Source organism: Mucilaginibacter dorajii (assembly GCF_024808255.1).
In the GTDB taxonomy this organism is placed as follows: domain Bacteria; phylum Bacteroidota; class Bacteroidia; order Sphingobacteriales; family Sphingobacteriaceae; genus Mucilaginibacter; species Mucilaginibacter dorajii.
In genome coordinates this window covers 74,484-99,350 of record NZ_JANTYS010000012.1, presented here as the reverse complement: position 1 = coordinate 99,350, position 24,867 = coordinate 74,484, and the positions used below count along the sequence as shown (strand labels likewise).

19 protein-coding genes are annotated in these 24,867 nt (G+C 42.0%); 11 read left to right on the top strand and 8 right to left on the bottom strand.

Annotation, left to right across the window (positions count from 1 at the left end):
- Nucleotides 1-39 precede the first annotated feature (39 nt).
- On the bottom strand, nt 40-1,221 hold the full coding sequence (locus FHS10_RS17055; RefSeq protein ID WP_259092760.1) for an AIR synthase related protein: 1,182 nt from the start codon (nt 1,219-1,221) through the stop codon (nt 40-42).
- 282 nt (nt 1,222-1,503) lie between these two features.
- On the opposite strand from FHS10_RS17055, the gene FHS10_RS17050 reads away from it, so the two are divergent.
- Nucleotides 1,504-3,279 carry a chloride channel protein gene (locus FHS10_RS17050; RefSeq protein ID WP_259092757.1) on the top strand — a complete coding sequence of 592 codons (1,776 nt, stop codon included), beginning with the start codon at nt 1,504-1,506 and terminating at the stop codon, nt 3,277-3,279.
- 222 nt (nt 3,280-3,501) lie between these two features.
- Nucleotides 3,502-5,211, top strand: coding sequence for an ATP-binding protein (locus FHS10_RS17045; RefSeq protein WP_259092754.1), 1,710 nt, complete (start codon nt 3,502-3,504; stop codon nt 5,209-5,211).
- A 560-nt stretch (nt 5,212-5,771) separates the two neighbouring features.
- Here the strand turns inward: FHS10_RS17045 and FHS10_RS17040 are convergent.
- A complete protein-coding gene (locus FHS10_RS17040) occupies nt 5,772-7,946 on the bottom strand; it encodes a glutamine synthetase III family protein (protein ID WP_259092752.1) in 2,175 nt (724 codons plus the stop codon).
- Nucleotides 7,947-8,557: 611 nt separating this feature from the next.
- Here FHS10_RS17040 and FHS10_RS17035 point away from each other — a divergent pair.
- From FHS10_RS17035 to FHS10_RS17025, 3 genes are all read left to right on the top strand, one after another.
- The gene (locus FHS10_RS17035) at nt 8,558-10,180 is read left to right on the top strand and encodes an ammonium transporter (RefSeq protein ID WP_259092750.1); all 1,623 of its coding nucleotides are present in this window, start codon (nt 8,558-8,560) and stop codon (nt 10,178-10,180) included.
- A 371-nt stretch (nt 10,181-10,551) separates the two neighbouring features.
- Complete coding sequence (locus FHS10_RS17030; RefSeq protein WP_259092746.1) at nt 10,552-11,619, top strand: porin; 1,068 nt, start codon at nt 10,552-10,554, stop codon at nt 11,617-11,619.
- A 224-nt stretch (nt 11,620-11,843) separates the two neighbouring features.
- Complete coding sequence (locus FHS10_RS17025) at nt 11,844-12,440, top strand: DUF4468 domain-containing protein (RefSeq protein ID WP_259092745.1); 597 nt, start codon at nt 11,844-11,846, stop codon at nt 12,438-12,440.
- A gap of 305 nt (nt 12,441-12,745) precedes the next feature.
- Here the strand turns inward: FHS10_RS17025 and FHS10_RS17020 are convergent, their stop codons facing one another.
- Together FHS10_RS17020 and FHS10_RS17015 are read right to left on the bottom strand one after the other, a co-directional pair.
- The gene (locus tag FHS10_RS17020) at nt 12,746-14,056 is read right to left on the bottom strand and encodes an ammonium transporter (RefSeq protein WP_259092743.1); all 1,311 of its coding nucleotides are present in this window, start codon (nt 14,054-14,056) and stop codon (nt 12,746-12,748) included.
- A 237-nt stretch (nt 14,057-14,293) separates the two neighbouring features.
- Nucleotides 14,294-14,659 (bottom strand): hypothetical protein, encoded by a 366-nt coding sequence (locus FHS10_RS17015; protein ID WP_259092742.1) that lies wholly within the window; start codon nt 14,657-14,659, stop codon nt 14,294-14,296.
- Nucleotides 14,660-15,176: 517 nt separating this feature from the next.
- Between FHS10_RS17015 and FHS10_RS17010 the strand changes: the two genes are divergently transcribed.
- A complete protein-coding gene (locus FHS10_RS17010; RefSeq protein WP_259092740.1) occupies nt 15,177-16,016 on the top strand; it encodes an energy transducer TonB in 840 nt (279 codons plus the stop codon).
- A 147-nt stretch (nt 16,017-16,163) separates the two neighbouring features.
- On the top strand, nt 16,164-16,991 hold the full coding sequence (locus FHS10_RS17005; RefSeq protein ID WP_259092739.1) for an energy transducer TonB: 828 nt from the start codon (nt 16,164-16,166) through the stop codon (nt 16,989-16,991).
- A gap of 507 nt (nt 16,992-17,498) precedes the next feature.
- Here the strand turns inward: FHS10_RS17005 and FHS10_RS17000 are convergent.
- Complete coding sequence (locus FHS10_RS17000) at nt 17,499-18,293, bottom strand: GNAT family N-acetyltransferase (RefSeq protein ID WP_259092737.1); 795 nt, start codon at nt 18,291-18,293, stop codon at nt 17,499-17,501.
- A gap of 25 nt (nt 18,294-18,318) precedes the next feature.
- Complete coding sequence (locus FHS10_RS16995) at nt 18,319-18,774, bottom strand: GNAT family N-acetyltransferase (RefSeq protein WP_259092736.1); 456 nt, start codon at nt 18,772-18,774, stop codon at nt 18,319-18,321.
- 238 nt (nt 18,775-19,012) lie between these two features.
- Here FHS10_RS16995 and FHS10_RS16990 point away from each other — a divergent pair, with 238 nt between their 5' ends.
- Entirely contained in the window at nt 19,013-19,249 is a 237-nt protein-coding gene (locus FHS10_RS16990) for a helix-turn-helix domain-containing protein (RefSeq protein ID WP_259092734.1), read from the top strand.
- Between the two features lie 268 nt (nt 19,250-19,517).
- Here the strand turns inward: FHS10_RS16990 and FHS10_RS16985 are convergent, their stop codons facing one another.
- Nucleotides 19,518-20,468: an AraC family transcriptional regulator gene (locus tag FHS10_RS16985; protein WP_259092732.1), complete on the bottom strand. Its 951-nt coding sequence runs from the start codon at nt 20,466-20,468 to the stop codon at nt 19,518-19,520.
- A 158-nt stretch (nt 20,469-20,626) separates the two neighbouring features.
- On the opposite strand from FHS10_RS16985, the gene FHS10_RS16980 reads away from it, so the two are divergent.
- From FHS10_RS16980 to FHS10_RS16970, 3 genes are all read left to right on the top strand, one after another.
- Entirely contained in the window at nt 20,627-22,129 is a 1,503-nt protein-coding gene (locus tag FHS10_RS16980) for an aldehyde dehydrogenase family protein (protein ID WP_310504190.1), read from the top strand.
- 229 nt (nt 22,130-22,358) lie between these two features.
- The gene (locus FHS10_RS16975; RefSeq protein ID WP_259092729.1) at nt 22,359-22,733 is read left to right on the top strand and encodes a DUF779 domain-containing protein; all 375 of its coding nucleotides are present in this window, start codon (nt 22,359-22,361) and stop codon (nt 22,731-22,733) included.
- Nucleotides 22,734-22,860: 127 nt separating this feature from the next.
- Nucleotides 22,861-24,045, top strand: coding sequence for a GAF domain-containing sensor histidine kinase (locus FHS10_RS16970; RefSeq protein WP_259092727.1), 1,185 nt, complete (start codon nt 22,861-22,863; stop codon nt 24,043-24,045).
- A gap of 400 nt (nt 24,046-24,445) precedes the next feature.
- On the opposite strand, the gene FHS10_RS16965 is transcribed toward FHS10_RS16970, so the two are convergent.
- Nucleotides 24,446-24,808 carry a hypothetical protein gene (locus FHS10_RS16965; RefSeq protein WP_259092723.1) on the bottom strand — a complete coding sequence of 121 codons (363 nt, stop codon included), beginning with the start codon at nt 24,806-24,808 and terminating at the stop codon, nt 24,446-24,448.
- Between the last annotated feature and the right edge of the window lie 59 nt (nt 24,809-24,867).

Sequence of the window (24,867 nt, the reverse complement as noted above, 5' to 3'; positions counted from 1 at the left end):
GAGTTTTCCGGCGGCTTTTTTTATATCAGTTGGATATCCTTAATTATAAACAAACTCTCCAAATTCCGACGTTACGGTTACCTGCTTAACATCGGCTTTTTCAACTTTGCCGATGATCTGTGCATCAACACCGAAGCTTTGTGAAATGGCAATCAGTTCGGCAGCAATTTCCTGTGGTACGTAAAGCTCCATGCGGTGCCCCATGTTAAACACTTTGTACATTTCCTGCCAGCTGGTTTTTGACTCTTCCTGGATCAATTTAAACAATGGCGGCACAGGGAACAGGTTATCTTTAATGATATGCAATTCGTCGATAAAGTGCAATACTTTGGTTTGCGCACCGCCGCTGCAATGTACCATGCCGTGAATCTGGTTGCGGTAACCATCAAGCATTTTTTTAATAATAGGTGCATAGGTGCGGGTAGCGCTTAATACCAGTTTACCCGCGGTAATGGTTTTACCATCGCCAATGTCAACCAGGTCGGTAAGGTTTTTACTGCCGCTAAAAATTAATTCGTAAGGGATAGCCGCATCGTAGCTTTCGGGGTATTTATCGGCAATGGTTTTATTGAACACGTCATGGCGGGCAGATGTAAGTCCGTTTGAGCCCATGCCGCCATTATATTCTATTTCGTAAGTGGCCTGTCCGTATGATGCCAGGCCTACTATAACATCGCCTGGTTGAATGCGATGGTTTGATACCACATCATCGCGCTTCATGCGGCAGGTTACGGTAGAGTCGACTATAATGGTGCGTACCAGGTCGCCAACATCGGCTGTTTCACCCCCTGTTGAGTATATGCCTATTCCTGCATCGCGTAGCTCGCTTAAAATCTCTTCGGTACCATTAATAATGGCCGCGATAACTTCGCCGGGAATAAGGTTTTTATTGCGACCGATAGTTGACGATAACAGGATGTTATCAACAGCACCCACGCAAAGCAGGTCATCAAGGTTCATGATAATGGCATCCTGCGCAATACCGCGCCAAACAGAAATATCGCCGGTTTCTTTCCAGTAAGTATACGCCAGTGACGATTTTGTGCCCGCGCCGTCGGCATGCATAATATTGCAGTAATCAGCGTTGTTAGTTAATATATCAGGTACTATTTTACAAAAAGCTTTAGGGAAAACGCCTTTATCAATGTTTTTAATAGCGTTATGTACATCATCTTTTGAGGCAGATACACCTCTTTGATCGTATCTTTGCGAAGAAATCATGGGCAAATATACACACGAATTTCACGAATTTTGTACACGAATTTCACGAATGAGATCGAATGCCACTAATCTCATTCCACAATCACGATTTTGCTAATTGAATTGAATTTACCAATCCGCATTTAAAGTTCGTAAGTTTGCACTAAATCGGTTCACGGGGTGGTACTAAAACTTAATTGGTGTAACACGGTTTAATTAAGTCAATCCAATCTGGTTTCATCCAGGTAATTTGTGCCTGTTCAATTCGTAAAATTCGCTCTCATTAGTGAAATTAGTGTGTAAATGTTTAAAACCCTCTCCTATAAAATAAACCGCTGGCGCCTGAGGCGTAACAGCCAGCGCAACTTTTTAATTTATTGCAGTGTATTCGTAGGTTTTTTTGGTGGGCTTGCGGCTGTTGCCCTAAAGTTTTTAGTTCATTTTATGGAGGATGTGAGCCATCGCATTTCGGGGCATTTGTATTATCATTTAGCCTATGTGTTTTTGCCGGCGCTTGGGATCTTCTTAGCGGTAGCCTGGCAGCACATCATCAACCGCGATAAAATACAAAAGGGGATTGGGAGTATTTTAGTTAATATCAAAAAGAACCGGTCGAACATCAGGATCAATAACATGTACTCGCATATAGTTACCAGCTCGTTAACCGTGGGTTTTGGCGGATCGGCGGGTTTGGAGGCCCCAATTGTAGCTACAGGAGCAGCTATCGGTTCAAATGTGGGTAAGTTTTTTAAGCTTACACCTTATGAAAAAACGGTATTGCTTGCGTCAGGAGCTTCGGCAGGTATCGCGGCGGTATTTAACAGCCCCATAGCCGGGGTGCTTTTCTCCTTAGAGATATTGATAGGAGAAATCACTATCCCAACATTTATCCCCTTATTAATAGCCTCGGCAACAGGTGTTGTGGTTTCAAAATTGTTATACTCCGGCCAGTTGTTTCATTTGGTAACCGAGGGCTGGGTGGTAAGCGCCATCCCCTTTTATGTACTGCTGGGCTTTTTCAGCGGCTGGATAGCCTTATATATTAATAAGGTAGGTGGCGATCTGGAAGGCGGCATTTTAAAAAAACAAAACAGGTATGTAAGGGCATTATCGGGTGGTTTGTTTTTGGGCGTTATCATTATGGTTTTTCCGCAGCTTTTTGGCGAGGGCTATCATTATCTGCAGGAAATATTGAACGGTAACATCGATGCGCTTAAAGACGAATCGCTGTTTTCAAATTTGCTTTCAAATCCCTGGATCATGCTGCTGTTTATTGCCGCGTTGGTTTTTATGAAAATTATAGCCGCTGGTATTACCATTGGTTCGGGCGGTAATGGCGGCTCGTTTGCGCCAACCATGTTTACGGGTGCCTTTTTGGGTTTACTGGTGGCTTACGGGGTTAACCAAACCGGACTTATTCACTTAAATACCAGCAATTTTATAGCTGTAGGCATGGCTGGGGCTTTAAGCGGCGTATTGCACGCCCCGCTTACCGCCATATTTTTAATTGCCGAAATTACAGGTGGCTACGTGTTGTTTATCCCACTCATGATTGTATCGGCTATATCTTATATTATATCGCGCCTGTCATCGCCGCATAATATATACTGGCAGCATTTAATCCATGAAAAAAACATCCATCCCGGGCAGGATTATGGCATGCTTAACGCAATTACGCTGGATAGCATCATCAACAGAAAATATACTGCTGTTGATAAGCAAACCACAGTAAATGATTTTTATAAGATACTGGCCGTTACCGATGCCAATATCTTTCCTGTTTTAAAAGAAGATGGCCGGCTGGAGGGCGTTGTATTGATAGACGACATCCGCCGCAGTTTGTTTAACCAGGAAATAGCCGATAAAACCATTGCCGATATTATGGTAGTGCCACCCACGGTAATTGACTATGAACAACCCGCCAGCGCAGTAATGGAAACCTTTGATGCCATTGATGTTTGGCAGTTGCCGGTAATAAAGGATAACGTGTTCATTGGTTTTATATCCAAATCGGCTTTGCTAAGTAAATATCGGGAGGTGATTATAGAGCAGCACAAGGCGAGTGATTTGTTTGCGTGACACGAATTTCACGCATTTGAGCGAATTGGCTCGAATTAAAATTGTAGATTATTGGGGGTAAGTGTTTAAGCATTCGGGAAATTCGACCTCATTAGTGAAATTAGAGTGTAATTGTTAAATTGGCATAACTCTTGCATCTATCGTCCGTCTTATTGTTATTATTGCTTTAAATTAATTTGCGGGCATCGTTTTTTTTTAGATCGTTTTACCCGCTTTCATTCTATGAAGGTAACCTATACAAATATACTATCCAGAAAAATCCTTCTGTCGTTTTTAGTATTGATCATTATTTTGGCTATTGCTGCGCTATTTGTGCGGGATAGTATTGCCCAAAAGTTGGCAACAACTGCCCGTTTATCACATCAGATGGAACTTGATCAATCACGTCCGCAACAAGTATTATTGTTGCTTCATGAGGCGGAGGGTTTATTCCAATCCTCGTTATTGGATGATGATGGCAATAAAAAAGCAATTTATAAACGCAAGCTTACACAAGCCTTTACTCAAATAGATACCCTGCTTAAAAGCAGCTTTGATACCGTAAAGTTAAATGCCGGTCAGCGCTTGCAAATCCGTGGCTGGTATGATCAAAAGTTAAAGCTATCTGATAAACTGCTACAGGTAAAACATCGTTTTGATTCGCTGCTGGCCATCAATGGCGAATACAACAGAATGGTAAATGCAAATGCCAACCGTAATCGCGTTGATCAAAACAGCGAAACCACCTATAAAGCCGGCAAAATGAAAAGAAAAGGCTTTTTTGCGCGTATTAAGGCGGCCATTAAGGATACTAATGCATATGCGGAATCATCGGGCAAGGAAGTTAATCATTACCATAACAGTAAAGTGGTTGATGTAAACACGCAGCGCCAGCTGGCCGAAAATAATAAAGCTTTTGTAGATAAATTTAAACGTTTACAACAAACAAACCAGGAATTAAGGGATCTGCAAAAACAACTCATCGGTTTAAATACTCAAATCATCAATGAGTTGGAACAGCTCATTGATGATTTGAAGCAGTTGAATTATAATATTACAGATTCGTTCAGGAACGTTGCGTTGCATAGTTATGCAGAAGCTACCTTATTGCTCAATAAATTATACCTGGGAGCTCTTTTATTGGTATTGGTGTTTGCCACTATGCTTATAGCGTTTGTGATAAAGCTAGATCGGTCGGAAGTGCTTTTACGAAAAGAAAACGACCGTGCCGTTATCATCGCCCAGCAAAAAATGGACTTGCTGCTACACATGACGCACGAGATCCGAAATCCGCTCACTGCTATCAAAGGTTTTTTATTTATCTTCAGTAAAACAGAGCTTTCGGCCAGGCAATCAGAAATGCTCACCTCAATCCGGTCGTCGTCAGATATGCTGCTGCATACCCTAAACGATACGCTTGATGCCGCTAAGATGGAAAGCAGCGAGCTGCAGATCCATGAAGCTCCCTTTAAACCAGATGCAGTATTAAAAGAAGTTGCTGAAAGTATGGAGTTTAGCGCCAGTAAAAAGAAACTCGACTTAGTGTATAGTTTCCATGGTGATGAGGCAATTGTTTTATCAGGTGATAGCTTCCGGCTTAAGCAGGTGATGGTAAACCTGCTCAGCAATGCAATAAAATATACAAAAGCGGGGAGTATAACTATTGACGCTGTGTTACTACATACAGAAAAGGAAACAAAGCTGCATGTTGCCATTACCGATACCGGCGATGGCATTAGCGCAGAGCAACAGGAAAGTCTTTTTTCAAAATATTACCAAACCAATTCTGCAAGAGGGAATGTGGGTACAGGCCTGGGCTTATATATTTGTAAGCAGTTGGTTGAATTACAAAAAGGCAACATTAGCGCTAAGAGTGAGGCGGGAAAAGGCAGCACCTTTAGTTTTGTTATCCCTTATAAGGTTGATGAAGGTGAGGGAAGTTTGAATGCCTGAAGGGTTAATGTGGTAATTTAGAAAGCCGTGATTTGTATACATTGAGTATACTTGAAAAAACAAGGGCGAAATGATTTATTAAATCGTCATTGCGAGTAGTAAAATCCGCGGACTGTGAAGGTGGAAATGACAACATCGCCCCCTTGTCATTGCGAGTTGTAAAATTTCGCGAAATTCTGAAGGTGGAATGACAACATAAAGCTATGTCATTGCGAGGAACGAAGCAATCGCGAACTATGCAGATCCGCCCTGTAGAGCATGCGATTGCTTCGTGCCTCGCAATGACATGGTGGACTTGTCATGGGTAGAAACGAAGCAATCTCGTCGCCATGCATATTCGCTCTGTATGGCTACGAGATTGCCACGCTGCGCTCGCAATGACATATTTTTATATTTGTCATGGGTAGGAACGAAGCAATCCCCAATAAGCAGGTACACCTGATTATTCGCCCTGTATAGTTGGGGATTGCTTCGTCGTACCTCCTCGCAATGACGATCTTTTTTAATTGTCTGTAAATTAAAATTCGTGCCATTCGCCCAAATTCGCACGATTCGTGTGTCTATTTTATAAACAGCAACTCCCTGAATTTTGGCAACGGCCACATGCCGTCATCAACCAATTGCTCTAATTTATCAACACGGTACCGAATAGGCGCGAAGAATGATTTAACCTTCTCATCGTAGTCAATGGCACGCTGGCGGATATCCTCTACCGCGTTTGCTGTTTTACGTGCCTCAACCATTTGGTCAACATTGGTTTTAATGAAGTTAACATGGTCTGCAATTTTGGTAATAATATCCAGCTGTGCTTCATAAGTTGATGCTGCAAGGCCAAGCTCTTTTAATCCCTTTACGTTTTCAATTAGTTTGGTTTGATAGCTTAAGGCAGCAGGAATGATGATGTTTAAAGCTAATTCGCCCATTACGCGGGCCTCTATCTGAAGTTTTTTGTAAAAGCTATCCAGCAAAATCTCGTGACGGGCATGTGCCTCACGTGGTGTAAATACACCGGTTTCTGCAAAAAGGATCTCCGTTTTTTCTGACAGGAAAGCGTCGAGCGCTTTTGGCGTAGTTTTAATATTGGCTAAACCGCGTCTTTCTGCTTCTTTTTCCCAGTCTTCGCTGTAGCCATTACCCTCAAAACGGATGTTTTTTGATTCCTTGATGTATTTTTTGATAACAATGAGCAAGGCAAGGTCTTTTTTCTCACCTTTTTTAATCAGTTTATCTACATCGTATTTAAACCTTTTAAGCTGCTCGGCAACTATAAGGTTCAGGATCGTCATCGGGCTGGCCGAGTTTGCCGATGAGCCAACTGCCCTTAACTCAAATTTATTACCGGTGAAGGCAAAAGGCGAGGTACGGTTGCGGTCGGTATTGTCGGGTAAAATCTGTGGAATTTTAGGAATGCCCTGCCATAACAGGTTATCCTCTTTTATTTTTTTGCTGATCCTTGACGTTTCTATCTCATCCAATACATCATTAAGCTGGCTGCCCAAAAAAATGGAGATAATAGCAGGAGGAGCTTCATTGGCCCCTAAACGGTGATCATTATTGACAGATGCTATAGATGCCCTTAACAAATCGGCATGTTCATGAACCGCTTTTATGGTATTCACAAAAAAGGTAAGGAACATGAGGTTGTTTTTTGGCGTTTTGCCCGGCGACAACAGGTTTTTACCGGTATTGGTAATTAACGACCAGTTGTTGTGCTTGCCAGAACCATTGATACCTGCATAAGGTTTTTCATGCAATAGCACTTTAAAGTTATGGCGACGGGCTACACGGTCCATCAAATCCATTAACAATTGGTTATGGTCAATGGCCAGGTTTATTTCTTCATAAATAGGGGCGCACTCAAATTGTGATGGCGCAACCTCATTATGGCGGGTTTTTAATGGGATACCTAATAATAAGGCTTCGGCTTCCATATCCTGCATGTAAGCATACACCCGTCCTGGTATCGACCCGAAATAATGATCTTCTAATTGCTGGTTTTTTGCAGAAATGTGGCCAAAAAGTGTCCTTCCGGTCAAGTAAAGGTCGGGGCGGGCGTTAAAAAGGGCAATATCTACCAAAAAGTACTCCTGTTCCAGTCCTAAAGAGGCATTTACCTTCTCAACACCTTTATCAAAGTAATGACAAACATCAACCGCCGCTTTATCCAATACGCTTAATGCTTTTAACAATGGTACTTTATAGTCAAGCGCTTCGCCGGTGTAGGATACAAACACAGTGGGGATACACAAGGTGCGCGCCATTAAAAACGCGGGCGATGATGGATCCCATGCAGTATAACCGCGGGCCTCGAAAGTATTACGGATTCCGCCGCTTGGGAAACTGGAGGCATCGGGTTCCTGTTGTGACAGGGCATCGCCGCTAAAGCGTTCTATTGCGCCACCATCGGCCGTAGGTTCAAAAAAGGCGTCGTGCTTTTCGGCCGTGGTGCCCGTAAGCGGCTGAAACCAGTGTGTATAATGTGTTGCTCCTTTGCCAAGGGCCCATGATTTCATAGCCGATGCTATTTGCTCTGCCAGGTCACGAGGGATAGGTTCACCTTTTTCAATAGAATTAACAATGCCCTGGTAAGCCTCTGTCGAAAGGTATTCCTTCATTTTCTTTTTATCGAAAACATTGGCGCCAAAATATTCAGAAATTTTTGAAGCTGGTGGTTTCACCTCGGGGATGGTTCTGTTCAGAACGTCCTGCAGTGCTTTAAATCGGATGTTGGACATAATTATTATGCGGTTTAATTAATGGCAAATTCAAAAATAGAACTATCCTTTAAAATATGCATCAAAATTTGATGAAATAAATAGAAGTTAAAACGAGTAGTTACGGTGTAATATGTCTTTTGACGATGATTTTGATATGTGTTTTATACACATTATGAGGTAAAACTTGCTTTTTGAGTTAAAATATTTCATTTTTTATCTATGAAACGCTAAAAAATGAGATTTTGTCTTTTAAAATTGATGATTTTGTATGTTAAAGTGGTTTTGTAAGTACTTATGTTATTTTGATATTAAAAATTCAATAAAATTAAGCCTGTTTTTTGGTTTTGAATTATGATTTTAATAATTATTGATGTTTTTGTGATGTTTTTTTTGTCTAAAATTTGTTATTGTTAAAATAACTACATAATTTCATGAAATAATTTACAAAAACCACATAAATATTATATTTTTTTTAAAAATGTGTAGTGTTTAATGGTCAAAACTTAAAACCTGCATCGTTTAAGTTGTTTTGTGGAAAGTAAACCAATTGCAATCAAGCTATTTATACTATACAACAATCAAACTAAAATTAAACTATTAAAAAACAATCAAACTAAATTAAAAAACAAATGAAAGTAAGTTCTACAAAAATCAACTTCCTAAGTTCAGTCCGACAGCTGACACGTGAGAAATGGGCGCTGGGTGCTACCATTTTTACAGGAAAAATGGTGGGCTTGTTGCTCGTTTTCGGGGCAATGATGGTTTTACCAGGTATTTTTGGTACAAAAGCACATGCTGCCGAAACGTATACCGCTCACGAAACGTCGTTAATTAACACAGTTAATACTGTTTGGACACTGGTTGCTGCCTTTTTAGTATTTGGTATGCAGGCAGGTTTCGTTATGCTTGAAGCAGGTTTTGCCCGCAAGCGCGAGACAGTGAACGTACTTATGGAGTGTATTTTTGATACTTGCCTTTGTGGTTTGTTATTTTACGCTATAGGTTACGCGTTTATGTTTGGTAACGGTAATGGTTTTATTGGATGGGGCGGTTTGGGTGCCGATGGTAAAACCATCACCAACTGGTTTTTCCTTCAAAATACGCCTGATACTTACGGTTCAACCGGTATCCCGGTATTGGCTCACTGGATTTTCCAATACGCCTTTGCTGATACTTGCTCAACCATTGTATCTGGTGCAATGATCGGTCGTACAAGCTTCCGTGGCGATATCCTTTACAGTATAGGTATTACAGGTTTTATTTACCCAATTATTGGTCACTGGGCCTGGGGACCAGATGGTTTCTTAGCGGTGATGGGTACTTCAAGCATTTTTGCTCACCTGAGCGCTCAGCCTTTCCGCGATTTTGCCGGTTCAACAGTGGTACACACAATTGGTGGTGTAGCTTCGCTGGCAGGTGCAATGGTATTAGGCCCACGGTTGGGTAGGATCTTTGCCCGGGACGATAAAGAAAAAGGTGGATTACCTGCTGGTCATAACTTATTAGTTGCTGCTGTGGGTGGTTTCATCCTGTGGTTTGGCTGGTATGGTTTTAACCCTGGTTCTACTTTGTCTGCAATGGATATGCAAGGTATTGGCCGCGTTGCTGCCAACACTACACTTGCGGCTTGTGCCGGCGGTTTTGCCGCAATGCTTATGGCATTATGGTTTGGCCCAACTAAAGGCAAGTTTGATTTGGCTTTCACCATCAATGGTTTCTTAGGTGGTTTAGTTGCTATTACCTGCCCTTGTTACTGGGTTAGCCCACTGGGTTCTATATTATTAGGTGCAGTTGCAGGTGTTGTAATATTTGCAGGTGTTTACCTTATTGAGTGGTTCCGTATTGATGATCCGGTTGGTGCAGTATCTGTACACGGCCTTTGCGGTATTTGGGGTACTTTATCATTAGGTTTATTTGCATCTGGTCAGTACGGTGCTACCGGCCCAACCGGTGCTGATAACTCTGCTCCTGTAGCCGGTTTATTTTACGGTGGTGGTTTTGGGGTTTTAAAAGCGCAATTCATTGGTAGCTTAACTATTACATTGGCCGTATTTGTGGTAACTTTTGTAATGATGTTTATCATCAACAAATTAGGTCATCCATGGAAATTACGTATCGAAGAAGAAGGTGAAACAGGTGCCGGCGGTATCGACGTATTTGATCACGGTATCGAAGTTTACCCACCTCAGGATGATGAGATCAGCTTAAGCGGCCTTTTTGATAAAGGTGTAACCTCTCCATCTGCAGTATAATATAATACAACAGTACCTTGTGTGGTTGGTTGCGTTACCGACATAGCCAGCCAACTACACCAGGTATTTTATAATAACAACTTTATGCCCGGCTTTAATAACAGCTATGTTGTGTATTAGTTTATTAGCCAGCCGAAGCTTAAAATATTTTCAATCAACCCAATCAATCCACAATTAAACAAACTGTTACCATGAAAAAAGCTGCCCTTAATACACCTTCCTGATTTATTGCAGGTTGTTTGCTATCAATAGCAACCCTAAAAATAACCAAGAAATTTTATTGAGAATTACCTGAAGCCAGGTGTAAAACCGGGCTTAATGGGAAAGCTTTGTTCAACCCTAATCAAAATCAAATCAATTAAATCGTTATCATGAAAAAAACACTTTTACTTTTATCAGTTTTTAGCATTGCGGCTTTTACGGTTAAAGCCCAGGACACTGTAAAAACCACGTCTGATGCGCCTTTGGTTATCTACGGTTCGGTAGATACTTATTTTAAAAATGATTTCTCAAACAAACCAAATATTCAAACCTCTTTCGGATCAGATCAAAATTCTGTTTCTATTGGTATGATCGACTTAGGTCTGAAGAAAAAAGTTGGTAAAGCGTCATTTGTAGGCGAAATGTCTTTTGGGCCGCGTGGCCAGGAGCAATCAATTCCTGATGCAACATTAGGTGGCCTTCCGGCAGGTACTTCAAGCTATCACATCCAGAATTTATATGTTAGCTATGATGTTACCGATAAATTTAACCTGACAGCCGGTTATATGGCAACATTTGTTGGTTACGAGGTAATTAGCCCGACAGCCAACTTTAACTACTCAACTTCTTACTTATTCAGCGCTGGTCCGTTCCAGAATGCAGGTTTCAAAGCTACTTATGCTTTCTCTGATAAAGTGAGTTTAATGGCAGGTGCATTTAACGATACCTGGAACACTTATCGTTCAACTTCAAGCACGCCGGAAGTTTCAACATTTGGTGCCCAGTTATTTTTAGCACCTGTTAAAGGATGGACTGCTTACATTAACCTTGCAAGTGGTAAATACTCTGGTACTGTATTGGATTTAACCACTGCTTACCAAATTACTGATGCCTTTAAATTGGGATTAAACGCTGCCCGGAAATCAGGAAACGGTGCGCTTAACTATTACGGTTATGCATTGTATCCTCAACTCGCTGTTTCAAAAACGGTTACTTTTGGCTTGCGCGAAGAGTACTTTAAAGCAAAAGCTACCAACAGTGGTTCTGATATAGGTATTGCCCCAGGTAACTCTGTATTGGCATCAACTTTAACTGCAAATATCAAAGCTGGTCCGTTAACCTTTATTCCGGAGGTTAGGTTAGATCATACTAAAAACATCGATGCCTTTGTTAAAAGTGACGGCACTGCAACAAAATCAGCATCTCAATTTATTTTAGCTGCTGTTTACGCATTCTAATTTTAATAAAAACAATATTTTACAAAAAGCCTCCTGATATAACCGGGAGGCTTTTTATATTTGGAAAAATAGAGTCAAGAATTAAGAGTCAAGAATTAAGGCAGGAGTTTTTCAAGTTTAGATGAGAATTTGAATGCTTAAACCTTGATCTTTGATCTCCAATGCAAAGAAGACATGCTTTTTATCTTGACTCTTGATTGTTGACTCTTGATTTTATTCCCAAAATGAAAAACATCATTGTTGCCTTAGTCTTCGTACTATCGGCCAAGGTTGCCCTGGCCCAAAAAGATTCACTGGCTTTTGACGAACGTAATAAATGCATTTATTACCAGGCAATTGAGCAGCCGGGTTTAATTAAAGATACGTTGTTTAACCGCGGCGCTTACTTTATGAGCAAGGCTTTTCCAAAAGGCAAGTTTAAAGTTACAAAAAGCGACGAGGCGAAAGGCGTTTTAACCGGAGAAGGCAGTTTCATAGTACCTAAAAGGTCGTTGATCTCCAATAGTCTTGGTGGCGAAATAACGTACACTATGCAGATAGAGGTTAAGGATGCAAAATACCGTTATTGGTTCACCGATTTTGTATTTAACCCCTATAAACGCGACAGATATGGAATGGAGGTGCTTACGCCTGGCGTAAACACCGCGATGGAAAAAGGTAAAGATATGTTGGATAAAAAGGATTTTTCGGTTTACCTGGATAAGATCCTGCTGAATAGCCGGCAGTATGGAGGCCTTTTAAAGGCGTATATGCTTAAAATGTCTGCTAAGCCTAAGGTGGTAGATAAAACGATCAAAAAGATCTCGACTAAGGAGTGGTAATTTGGTCATTTGCTTCGCGTCATTAGTCATTTCGCTGCGCTGTCATTGGTTGTTTGCTCCAGTATTTTATGTTTATCAACTCAATAAAAAAGCTGCCTCTTTAACCGGGAGGCAGCTTTAATTTTTTGTTGTTATTTGGTTCGTGGCGAGAATTAATAACAATTACGTTAATTGGAATGTTTGTTTGAATGTTTTGTAATGTTTATTTGGGGGATGTTTGAACAGTACCTCCTTTCTGTATTTAAAGATGATTAAAACATTTCGTTAATAAATAATTCGATCAGTTGTAAAGTTTCTCTTAAGGATTAAAGTTCTTCGTCGTGCTGGCTGATATCTAAACCTGCAGCCTCTTCTTCTGGTGTTACACGTAGCTTGCTGATTTTGTCGGTAATGATCAACAAAATATATGAACCTACAAAAGCAAATGCCGATACCGCTACCAACGCAATAAGGTGTACAAAGAATAACTTGGTTTCACTATAAAATAAACCGTTACCGGTAGTATTGCCAGCGTTAACATTAACGTGGGCAAAAATACCTGTCATTAACATACCAACCATACCACCTACACCATGGCAAGGGAATACATCAAGCGTATCATCAATGCTGGTTTTACTTCTCCAGATCACTACCAGGTTACTTACCATTGCGGCAACTATACCTATAATTAATGAGTTTGATATGGTTACGAAGCCAGCGGCAGGAGTGATGGCTACCAGGCCTACAACCGCGCCTATACAAGCACCTAAAACCGATGGTTTTTTGCCAAGCATCATATCAAAAAAGATCCATGAAATAGCGGCAGCGGCCGATGCGGTAGTGGTAGTAGCTAAAGCAGTAGCAGCAAGCGGATTTGCACCCAAAGCCGAACCTGCGTTAAAACCAAACCAGCCAAACCATAATAAACCTGTGCCTAATAGCACATAGCTGATACGGGCAGGTGAGTGTGCTTTTTCGTTACGTTGTTTTAAATATAGTGCCGATGCCAAAGCAGCCCAGCCGGCGCTCATGTGTACCACGGTACCACCTGCAAAGTCAAGCACGCCTAATTTAAAAAAGAAGCCATCCGGGTGCCAGGTAGCGTGTGCTAAGGGGGCATAGATGAATATCATAAACAAGCAAAGGAAAATAAGGTACGAGTTAAAGCGGATTCGCTCGGCAAATGCACCTGTGATAAGGGCAGGGGTAATAACCGCGAATTTTAGCTGGAACATGGCAAACAACACCAATGGGATAGTAGGAGCTAAAGGCCATACATCATTGCCAAGCATGCCTTTCATCATAAAAAAGGTGCCGGGGTTACCTATAAAGCCACCAAACTCGTCTTTACCAAATGCAAGGCTAAAGCCGAATATTACCCACAATATGGTAATAACGCCCATGCAAACAAAGCTTTGCATCATGGTTGATAGTACGTTTTTTTTGCTAACCATGCCGCCATAAAAAAAGGCCAGACCGGGTGTCATGATCAGTACAAGGGCGGTGCTCACTAATAGCCAGGCGGTATCGCCACTATCAATTTTACTTTCTTTAATAGTAGTTACAAGGTTTGAAGGGTATATAAGGGCAAGTACAATTACAACTAATAGTACGCCAAATGGTATGAATTTTTTCATGCTTAGGGTTTTAGGGAGTAGTTAATAAAATAATTAAAACACTGCCCGGTACCCAATCAAAATACCGGGCAGTATAAAAACTATACACGCAGGCACCCAATCAAAATGCCTTCGGGTATTAAAAATTACTTACAGGGCACCCAATCAAAATGCCGTTCAGTATTTTAAACTAAATTTTAAAAAACAATAAAATACGGGCATGTAATCAGCACACCGCGCATAAAATTGCTTTTGCTACTACCAGAAATCGTGGAATGGAAAAAGGATGAGTTTGCGGAAACGCGATAGCTCGCCGGTGCCCCCACCGCAAATAAAACTGAGGTACTTAAAATGTATGGAGTAAAAGTTAGGGCTGTTATAAATACCCTGCATGGAGTGCGAACCCCGGTGTTGCTGCAGGTTTAGTAATTGTGATGGCGCGCCATTTAAAATAAACTCATAACTGTAAGGGTTATAAGGCAGATGATGCGCTGTAGCAGCCGATACTGAAGATTTTTTATCGTCAGTATGGTTAATATGGTATAATCCTCCCCTTGCCGAAGCTGAAAAGCCCGGAAAAAGCAGAAAAAATAAGGCAATAAACCGATAAAGCCTGTTGTCCATTTCATAAAAGTAGTAAAAAAATAAAATAGTCTTACTTTTTTTATAAATATTTTAAGTTTTTGTGCTTTTGTGTGATAAATTAATATAAAAGTTCAATTATTTTCTGTTTTTTAAAAAGTGAAATGATTTTTTATCGGAATATTGGTTGTTTTTTAGGTATTAAGTAAAAGGTTGGCATTTTATATAGATTATGGTGATGCTATTTACCAAAATAGCAACCTGAAATGTAAAGGCCGCTCAAGCCGATGAAACTGCGTGTACTCTCTTTCCAAATTGCTTGTTTAACTATGATAGCAATTTTTTTTTAAGCCCTCTATGCGGCGCAGCCGGAGAGAGGGCAGGCCCAGCGCAGCGTCGGCCGGGTGAGTCGTCCCTTGGTTAGTTTCAACCATTCATTTATCTGCCTGATTTTACTATTTCCAAATTAAATTCTGAAAAACACAACTTTTTACTTGTTTTATAAAATATAAATACTTTATATTCGTTTATTGTAAAATTTAATTCTGTAAATATGTCAATGACGAAATTTAATTTGTACGAGATGGAGTGGCTCGATCTTGTATTTGATCACCGTAACAAAAGCTACGGTGCCTATGAATTACGGCAACACTATAGCCGTACCATGAGTAAGGCTATGGGACTTGCTTTTGCCGCTGTTGCTGTTTGGGCGATAGCAAGTTTGGCGTTCAGGCACAAACCTGAAACTATGATTACCACCGAAGTGCATCTCCCTGATGTATTACAACCGCCGCCTCCTGTGGCGCCTAAACAACAACAGAAGGTGATTCCGCCTCAATCTTCCGGCCTCAACCTGCCTAAGGATGTATCAAAAAAGTTAATCTTTCTACCGCCGGTTGTAGTGCCCGAAGAGCAGGCTGTTGATCCGCATACCATGGCCGAACTTCAGAAGGCTACCATATCCAATACAGACCAGGCGGGGCCGGATGCTTCAGCGGGAACCGGTTTAGAGGGCATTGATGGCAATGGCGGGAAAGGGAACGGCGTTGCGGCCGTCACTGAGGACGTATCGATACACTCCTTTGAATCAATAGAGGCCTTACCGGTGCCCGATGGTGGCATGGAGGGTTGGGCTAAGTTTTTACAAAAAAATCTGCGTTACCCGGCGGTTGCGCGCGAGAATAATGTACAAGGCAGGGTGATCCTGAACTTTGTTGTTGAAAAAGATGGATCGATATCAAACATTAAAATAGCGCGCGGATTGGGTTCGGGCTTAGATGAAGAATCTATAAGGGTGCTTAAACTGGCCAAGCCCTGGAAACCAGGCATCCAGAACGGGCACCCGGTACGCGTTGCCTATAGCATCCCTTTTAACTTTCAACTGGCCGAAGGGGAATAATGCTACATCATGACGAGGGCGCTGCTTCCCGACCTTGAAAAATGAAATTTTGATGAAATTTATTTTTTAGATAAATGAATTATTTTAGGATTGTATAAAATATAATGTATGTTATATCGTTAATATAGAAATTTAATTCTTAAAATTATGCCTTACACAAAATTTGATTTGTACAACGCCGAATGGCTCGACCTTGTATTTGACCATCGCAACAAAGAGTACGGAGCTTATGAATTAAGAACCAATTATGGGCAAACCATGATTAAAGCCATGGGACTGGCTTTTGGCGGTGTGGCCATTATTGTAGCATCGAGTCTTTTGTTTAAAGCTAAACCGCCGGTAATGGTTAAAATGACCCCGGTTGAACTTAGTACAGTTGCTGTTAAACAGCCCGATGTGGTAAAGCCTGCCAAACCTGCTAAGCCCGCCGAACCTTTAAAAGCTACCCCGCCCGTAAAAACAATGCAAAACCTGCCGCCTGTGGTAGTGCCAAGCGACCCGCCTGTACAACCGCATACCACAACAGAGCTGCTAAGCAGTACTATTGGTAGCGTTGACAGCAAAGGTGATGATAAACCGGGTAATGTGATAGAAAATAAAGGTGGTGATGGAGATGGTAAAGCCCCCGCTGTGGATAACTCGATACACGATATGAACGGGGGAGGTATTGAAGTAATGCCCGAACCGGTTGGTGGTGCCGCGGCCTGGAGTAAGTTTTTAAACAAAAACCTGCGTTTCCCCGGGGCAGCTCAGGAGCAAGGGATCTCCGGCAAGGTACTGATGAGCTTTGTTATTGAAAAAGATGGAACACTGTCAAATATAAAGGTAGAGCGTGGCGCAGGCTTTGGTTTTGATGAAGAGGCTGCCCGTGTATTAAAACTGGCCAAAGCCTGGAAACCCGGGATGCAAAACGGCCAGCCTGTACGCGTTAAATACGTTATCCCAATGAATTTTCAATTAGCCGATGGGGGATGAGGTTAGTGAGTAGTGAATAGTGATTGATGAGTCGTGGGTTTTTGAGTGTAAGATTTGTGTGTGCAGATAGGTAAGTGTATGATTGGAGGTAAACGGAGCTTGTCCGTTTACCTTTTTTGTTGCGGTATATTAGGAGACGAACCGCCGTCATGCCGAACTTGTTTCGGCACCCCACTTGATAAGATACTTTATGCGGGAAACCTGTTCTGTGGGGTCCTGAAATAAGTTCAGGATGACTTCCGTTTTACAACATGTCATTGCGAGGCACGAAGCAATCTCATGCTCCACAGGCGGATAAGCCGCTTTTGGGTAAAGGCTCAAGGTCTCTACCTGTTTATATCGATGCAATAACTTCCCTGTCGTTATTAAACCAAATAGTAGTACTATCTATGCGATGGCTTTTTATAACGCTAAATATTAAACCCTAAAACCGTTATATCAAATATTTAGTTGTGTGTAGATATTAGGTGTTCTTGTAAGCTCCGTTATGCGGAGCTTTTATTACACTTAACCAATATTTCCTGCTATTCTGTTGTATATATTTGACAGTATTACGTTCCTTTTTTTACCCAATATCATTCGTTTGGCGGTACGGATTTCTTTATATCCGTTTTCATGCAAAAATGTGGTTGCGTATAAATTGTCTTTAGGGAATGCAACTTTATCGTTGGCATTAAAATGTACTTTCAGTAGTTCAATTCCTGCAGCTCTGGTATTCGCAATTATTAAACCTTCTCCAAGAGTGGGTAAATAAAAACCTTCGACCATATTATTGTTGAAATACACCAATCCGCCGGTAAGATGTTCTTCAAAAAGAAACACCCTGTCTTCCTGTGAGGTCAGGTAGTCTATTTCCGCAATTTGTTCTCTGAATTCTTTTTTATATGGTATAACAAGAGGTGAAAGTGCTGATGCTATATGTATATCTTTAAAAAAAAAGTATTCGGTTTCTGTGGTGAAACCGGCTTTCTCGTAAACGGGAGCTCCAAGGTCGGTTGCAACTAAATTAATTGTTTCGCAATCATGTTGATTGGCAATGTCAATTAGTTTTTTGGTAATATAGCCGCCAATTCCTTTACCCCTGTGTTCCGGGTGGACAATTATATGGCCGAGCCAGGCTATTTTATGGTGAATGATTGTTGCGCCGATGCCGGCAATTTTACCGTCGATAATTATTTTTATAGGGAAGCAAAAAGACGATACCTTGTAAAAGCGGAAGCTTGGTGTAATATCCGGCCAGCCATCTGGTTGTAAGTCAACAAGCAGGTTTACGTCGTTATCATTAAAGGGTTGTACTTCCATATACCTATTTTAAAAATGTCAATAGCTACAAAGTTTTCTTAAAACAAATGCTATCCGGCAAATTAACATACGGCCCATATTTGGGGATTGATTGATAGCCCGCTTTTGGATAAAGGCTCAAGGCTTCTATCTGTTTTGCGCCGGTTTCTAATACGGTATAGGTAAAACCCAATCCGCGCGCCCAGGTTTCTAATTCTGTTAATACCTTTTTGCTGATGCCGTTTCCCCGGCCGGCAGGCGGTACAAACATTCTTTTTACCTCTACAGCTTCATGATCAAAGGGCTTAAAACAGCCGCAGCCAGCGGGTTTATTATTTAGATAAGCTATTACAACGGTATCAATTTTTTCGATCACGTTATGCTGATCGTAAATGTCCATCATCTCGCCGTTACGGTCGCGCAGGTCGACATCCAGTTGGTTTACCAGGTTTCTGAAGTCGGGATCGTCGCTGTTGGTTCGTTTGAGGGTGATGGTGTTCATAGTAGGCAAAAATAATATTATCCATGTTAAACCTATCTCATCATAAATCAAAAAACATAAACACGCCTACGAAAGTCATCTTCCTTTGTCCAAAAGTCTTTCATCTTTTGCCCTCTCTTTACCAAACCAAATTGGAGTACAACTTATGCGACTGCTTTTTATAGCCCTAAATATTAAACCTCCAAAACCGGGATATTAAATATTTCGTTTCTATTGATAACAAAATAAGCCTTAAAAAATGGAAATCTTAGTGGACTACAATGTGAAAACCATAGCCGATAATATCCGTACTACCAGGGAGCGTTTAGCCTATTCACAAGAATATCTTGCAGCTAAACTCAAAGTATCGCAGAATACCTACAGTAAAATTGAACTGGGCTACGTAAAGCTAACCCTTGAGCGCTTCTTCAAAATTTGCCAGGTACTGGAAATTGACCCGGCAGAGGTAATTAATGCCGATAGAGCAGCAGCTTGATTTAGATTAAGGAACAAGGATTTATGGATTATTTAAGGGATCAAAGAATAAAGATTTATGGATTAAAGATTTTTATCTGCATTCTATAAATTCTTCCAAAACGTACTTGATTCTTGCTCCCGATATCTTTACTCCCCCAAAAAACATCTTTGATCTTTACTCCAAAATCTTTACTCCTAAAAAATCATCCTTACCACAGATATCTTTTTTTACTTTAAAAAGAGTCTTTGATCTTTGCTCCAAAAATCTTTACTCGCAGAAAAGTCCTTTATCCTTGCTCCGAAAATCTTTTGTCCCCTTTAGTAGTTATTCCCGCCTTGTACAAACTGGGCGTGGTGCCCACAATTTTTCTAAATGCCCGGCTAAAATAGTGCTGGTTGTTAAAGCCGGCCTTAAAGCAGGCATCTGCCATACTGCAATAAGGGTTTTGCAGCAACTGCTTGGCAAACTGAATGCGTTCCTTAATAATATAATCAACCGGAGCAATTCCCATTTCGTGCTTAAACGCCCTGAAAAAGCTTGCTTTGCTCATGTAGGCCATCTGGCTTAAGGCATCAATGTTCAGCTTATCGGTAAGGTGGTTTTTAATGTATTGTAAAATATAAGCAAAGCGGTTATTGGTACCCAACTGCTGCATGTTTTCCTTCACCTGGTGCAGGTTTTGCATCTGCATAATGCGGATGAGTAATTCCTTCAGGGTAAGGTTGGCCAAAACATCTTTGGTGATCACATCGCCCGTGCTGATGCTGATGAGTTTATTGATGAGTTGCGCAAGCTCATGGTTATTAAAAAAATGGAATTGTTGATAGTTAAGCTGCCACAGGTCGTTATTGGTGCGGGGATAGTTCTCGTTTAAAAAATCAAGCGTGCTTTTAATTTCCTGGTGATTGATGGCCAGGGCCGTACATTGCGATGGGTTAAGTTCAGATGCTTCTGGGAAATCAATGGTCATGGTAACATTGGGCGGCACAATAACGGTTTCGCCGGGCAGGTAGTCAAAACCGGGCTTATCAAACAAGTGCATCACCTTTTTGCCCCGCAGCATACTGGTAATTACCAGGTCGTTAAAGGTTAAGGGCACCAGTTCGCTGCGTTGGTAAGTTTCGTAAATATTAAGCTCACAATGGTTTAAGGTATAGGCACGGCGGTTTTCAACCAGCGTGTGCAACTCGCGCTTACCGCTAAGGGCAAACGGAGATACCAGGTTTCTCTCATTCATAATTGGCTTATTTAAAAGCAAGTTAGGCATAGTTAACAACACATTGCAAATCAATTTTAAATTGAAACTATTGTGCACCCAATTGAGAGCATTGTGCAAAAGGCCGATGGCAACCGCCGCTAACTTAGCCTATACCAATCCAAAAACATAAAACCATTATGAGTACAGCGCAAAGACCATCCTTTAAGGATAAGTACGACAATTTCATTGGCGGCAAATTTGTTCCGCCTGTTAAAGGCGAGTATTTTGATAACATATCGCCCATTGACGGCAAGGTTTTTACCAAAGCCGCCCGCTCAACCAAAGAGGATATTGAAGCCGCTGTCGATGCTGCCACCGAGGCCTTTAAAACCTGGAGCAAAACAGCCGCCACCCTGCGCAGTAACCTGCTGCTTAAAATAGCCCAGGTAATTGAAGATAATTTAAGCTACCTGGCCACGGTAGAAACCATAGACAATGGTAAGGCCATCCGTGAAACCATGGCTGCCGATTTGCCATTGTGCGTTGATCATTTTCGCTACTTTGCCGGTGCTATCCGTGCAGAAGAAAGCAGCATCAGTGAGCACGATGAGTTTACCGTAAGCATAAACCTGCAGGAGCCTCTTGGCGTAGTAGGACAAATTATTCCATGGAATTTCCCGCTGTTAATGGCTACCTGGAAAATTGCCCCCGCGTTGGCGGCCGGCTGCTGCGTGGTGGTAAAACCAGCGGAACAAACGCCAACCAGTATTATGGTGCTGATGGAGCTGATAGGCGATATCCTGCCCCCGGGTGTATTAAATATTGTAACAGGTTTTGGCCCCGAGGCCGGTAAGCCGCTGGCTACCAATTCCCGTATTAGCAAAGTAGCTTTTACAGGCGAAACCACTACCGGGCGTTTGATCATGCAATATGCGTCAGAAAACCTCATTCCGGTTACCATGGAGCTTGGTGGTAAATCTCCCAATATTTTCTTTGAATCTGTTGGCGATGCCGATGACGAGTTTTTTGATAAGGCTGTAGAAGGTGCCGTACTGTTTGCCTTAAACCAGGGCGAAGTTTGTACCTGCCCATCGCGCATGCTGGTACATGAAAATATTTACGACAAGTTTATAGAACGTGTTATTGCCCGCACCAAAGCCATCAAAATGGGCGACCCGCTGGATTCAACTACCATGATGGGCGCGCAGGCTTCTAATGATCAGTACGAAAAGATCCTGAGCTACCTGGATATCGGCAAAAAAGAAGGTGCCGAGGTATTGGCCGGTGGCGATGCGCAAAAACTTGAGGGCGATCTGGGCGGCGGTTATTATATAACCCCAACCATTTTTAAGGGCAATAACAAGATGCGTATTTTCCAGGAAGAGATTTTTGGTCCGGTGGTATCGGTTACCACCTTTAAAACGGTAGAAGAAGCTATTGAAATAGCCAATGATACCCTGTACGGCTTAGGTGCAGGCGTTTGGACCCGCGACGCGCATGAAATTTACCAGGTGCCACGCGCCATACAGGCCGGGCGCGTTTGGGTTAACTGCTACCACGCTTACCCGGCACACGCGCCGTTTGGTGGCTACAAAAAATCGGGCTTCGGCAGGGAAAATCATAAAATGATGCTGAACTACTATCGCCAGACAAAAAATATGCTGATCTCCTATAATAAGAATAAACTGGGTTTCTTTTAGGCCGGTTTAATGCTGAAGGCGCCTGCAAAATGATTGGGATTTTGCAGCGCCTTTTATCGTTTAGTAACATTTAATTTGTCATTTCGATAGAGCGGAGAAGGCCAAGAGCATTGGGGCGAAAGAGAAATCTTATACATCTTGCTGGGCGACAATACATGTCACAACTGCGCGTATAAGATTTCTCACTCGTACCTCGTATCGAAATGACATCTTTATTAGTTTTAAATCCATGACACCCAGAGTTACCACAACCCCCGCTGCCGAAGACGTTATAGCTCAACTAAAAGAGCGTTTTGGCCCCTTGATGTTTCACCAAAGCGGGGGCTGCTGTGATGGCTCATCGCCCATGTGCTTTGAAAAAGGCGACTTTAAAATTGGTGGCAGCGATGTAAAGATAGGTGAGGTTGCCGGCTGCGAATTTTTTATGAGTATCGATCAGTTTGAATATTGGAAACATACTCACCTAACGTTGGATGTTACACCGGGCCGCGGCTCCAGTTTTTCTATCGAGATCCCTATGGGTATCAGGTTCATTATCCGGTCCAGATTATTTACCGATGAGGAACTGAATGACCTGGAGCCAGTGGTTTATTATGAATCTTAAACCTGTTTATATTAAAGATGCTTCGTTTTCCTAATAATTTAATACTTTACCTCAAATGATATTTCATTTTTAAATGAACAAAATTGTTGTTAGATTGCTTGGGTAATTGTAAAACATTAGCACAAAGTTGGAAAACTTTACTCCCGAGATTCAGGCAGATATTAAAGCGGTAAGCAACATCCCTGTAGTTTCGTCAATTTTAGAAGTTATTTGCCGTACCACCGGCATGGGTTTTTCGGCAGTTGCGCGTGTAACCGACGAGAAATGGATCTGCTGCGCCGTACGCGATGAAATTCAATTTGGTTTGGAACCCGGTGGTGAGCTGGTGCTTGAATCAACCATTTGTCACGAGATACGGCAAACGGGTCATGGCGTAATAATTGATCATGTAGCCCTTGATGCTCATTTCCGTAACCACCATACACCGGCCATGTATGGCTTTCAAAGCTATATTTCTATCCCTATCGTAAAAAAAAATGGTCAGTTCTTCGGTACGCTTTGCGCTATCGATCCGCATCCGCATGTTTTGAATACGCCTGCCACCATTAGCATGTTCAAGCTTTTTGCCGAACTGATAGCATTTCACATGGATTCGGCCGATCAGTTGGCCATCAGCGAAAAAAAACTACGCGAAGAGCGGGAAACTGCCGAACTCCGGGATCAATTTATAGCCATTTTAGGGCACGATTTGCTTAACCCTGTAGGGGCTGTGCTTAATGTGGCCCAGTTGCTGCTGCGTATCCCGTCTGATGAACGCGTAACCCGCATGGCCAATATCGTGCAGGATTCGGCTTACCGCATGAAAGCGCTCATTGAAAACATCCTTGATTTTGCCCGCGGCCGCCTGGGTGAAGGGATCATCCTTAACCGTAAGGATAACGAGCCACTGGAAAATATGCTAACCAATGTACTTACCGAGCTACGCATCATTTGGCCAAACCGTACTATCGAAACTAACTTTGATTTAACCATGCCTGTAAATTGCGATGGCAGGCGCATAGCGCAGCTGTTATCTAATATATTAGGCAATGCGCTATCGCACGGCGAAAAAGATATGCCGGTAAATGTGGAAGCCACCAGTAATAACAGTGGATTTACTTTATCAGTAACCAATAGTGGCGATAAAATTCCTGCGGTGGTGATGGAACGCCTGTTTCACCCCTTTTACCGTGGCGAGGTAGAACCTCATAAGGAAGGTCTGGGTTTAGGCCTGTACATTTCTTCAGAAATTGCCCGTGCGCATGGCGGTACCCTCACCGTTAAATCAACCGAACAACACACCTGCTTTACACTTTGGCTGCCGGCCTGCTAATTTGTTTTAAGCGGCTGCCGGTTTTACTGGTGGGTTACTCTGTAAGAGTTAAAGCTTTGTAGCATAGTATAAACGTCTTTTGCGTGCCGTAGGTACGAAACCTGTGTAGCGTACCTAACGGCCAATGTCATTAAGTTAAGGTATTTTCTCCCCCAGCGGGCTACCGTATACCCACATCTTTTCAGAGTCATATCATTAACAAAAAACGTTGTCATTTCGAACGAACCGGTAGGGGTTGCGCGCCGGAGGTGAGGAGAAATCTTGTAAAAGCGGACATTCGGACATGCAAATCGTAGAAGATTTCTCCTCGCACCCCACTTTTCCCTGCGCTTGCTCGTTCGAAATGACATTTTTCTTTATTATAAAAAAATGTGTACACACAGTAGCCCAGGGAATAAAGCTATTTTACGGCCAACGGATGTTTCAAAAATATCAGCACTATCGGTATCAATAAAAATGGGATCTCAATAAGCGCCGGTTTCATTTCGCCAACGCGTAAAAACTGTATCATCAGAAAAAATATCAAAATAGCATTCAATACATTACCAGCCACAAATGTTTGTGGAAACAGGATCATAAAAGCGCTCAGGATAGTCAGCGCCGAAAATACCTTAATAACCGGCAGGCTTAAATTGATTTTCTTAAACAGATCTGCCGCCGGGCCGGCATCGGTAAGTCTGGCGTTTAAACCCTGCCAGCCGTGTTTAATACCCATATAAGCCGTAAATAAAATAAGTACCCCGCTAATGATTTTGATAAGCATGATCTTTTTTGATTATTAATTACCTGGTAAAGGTAGGCTTCTTAAAACCGTAGGTGTTT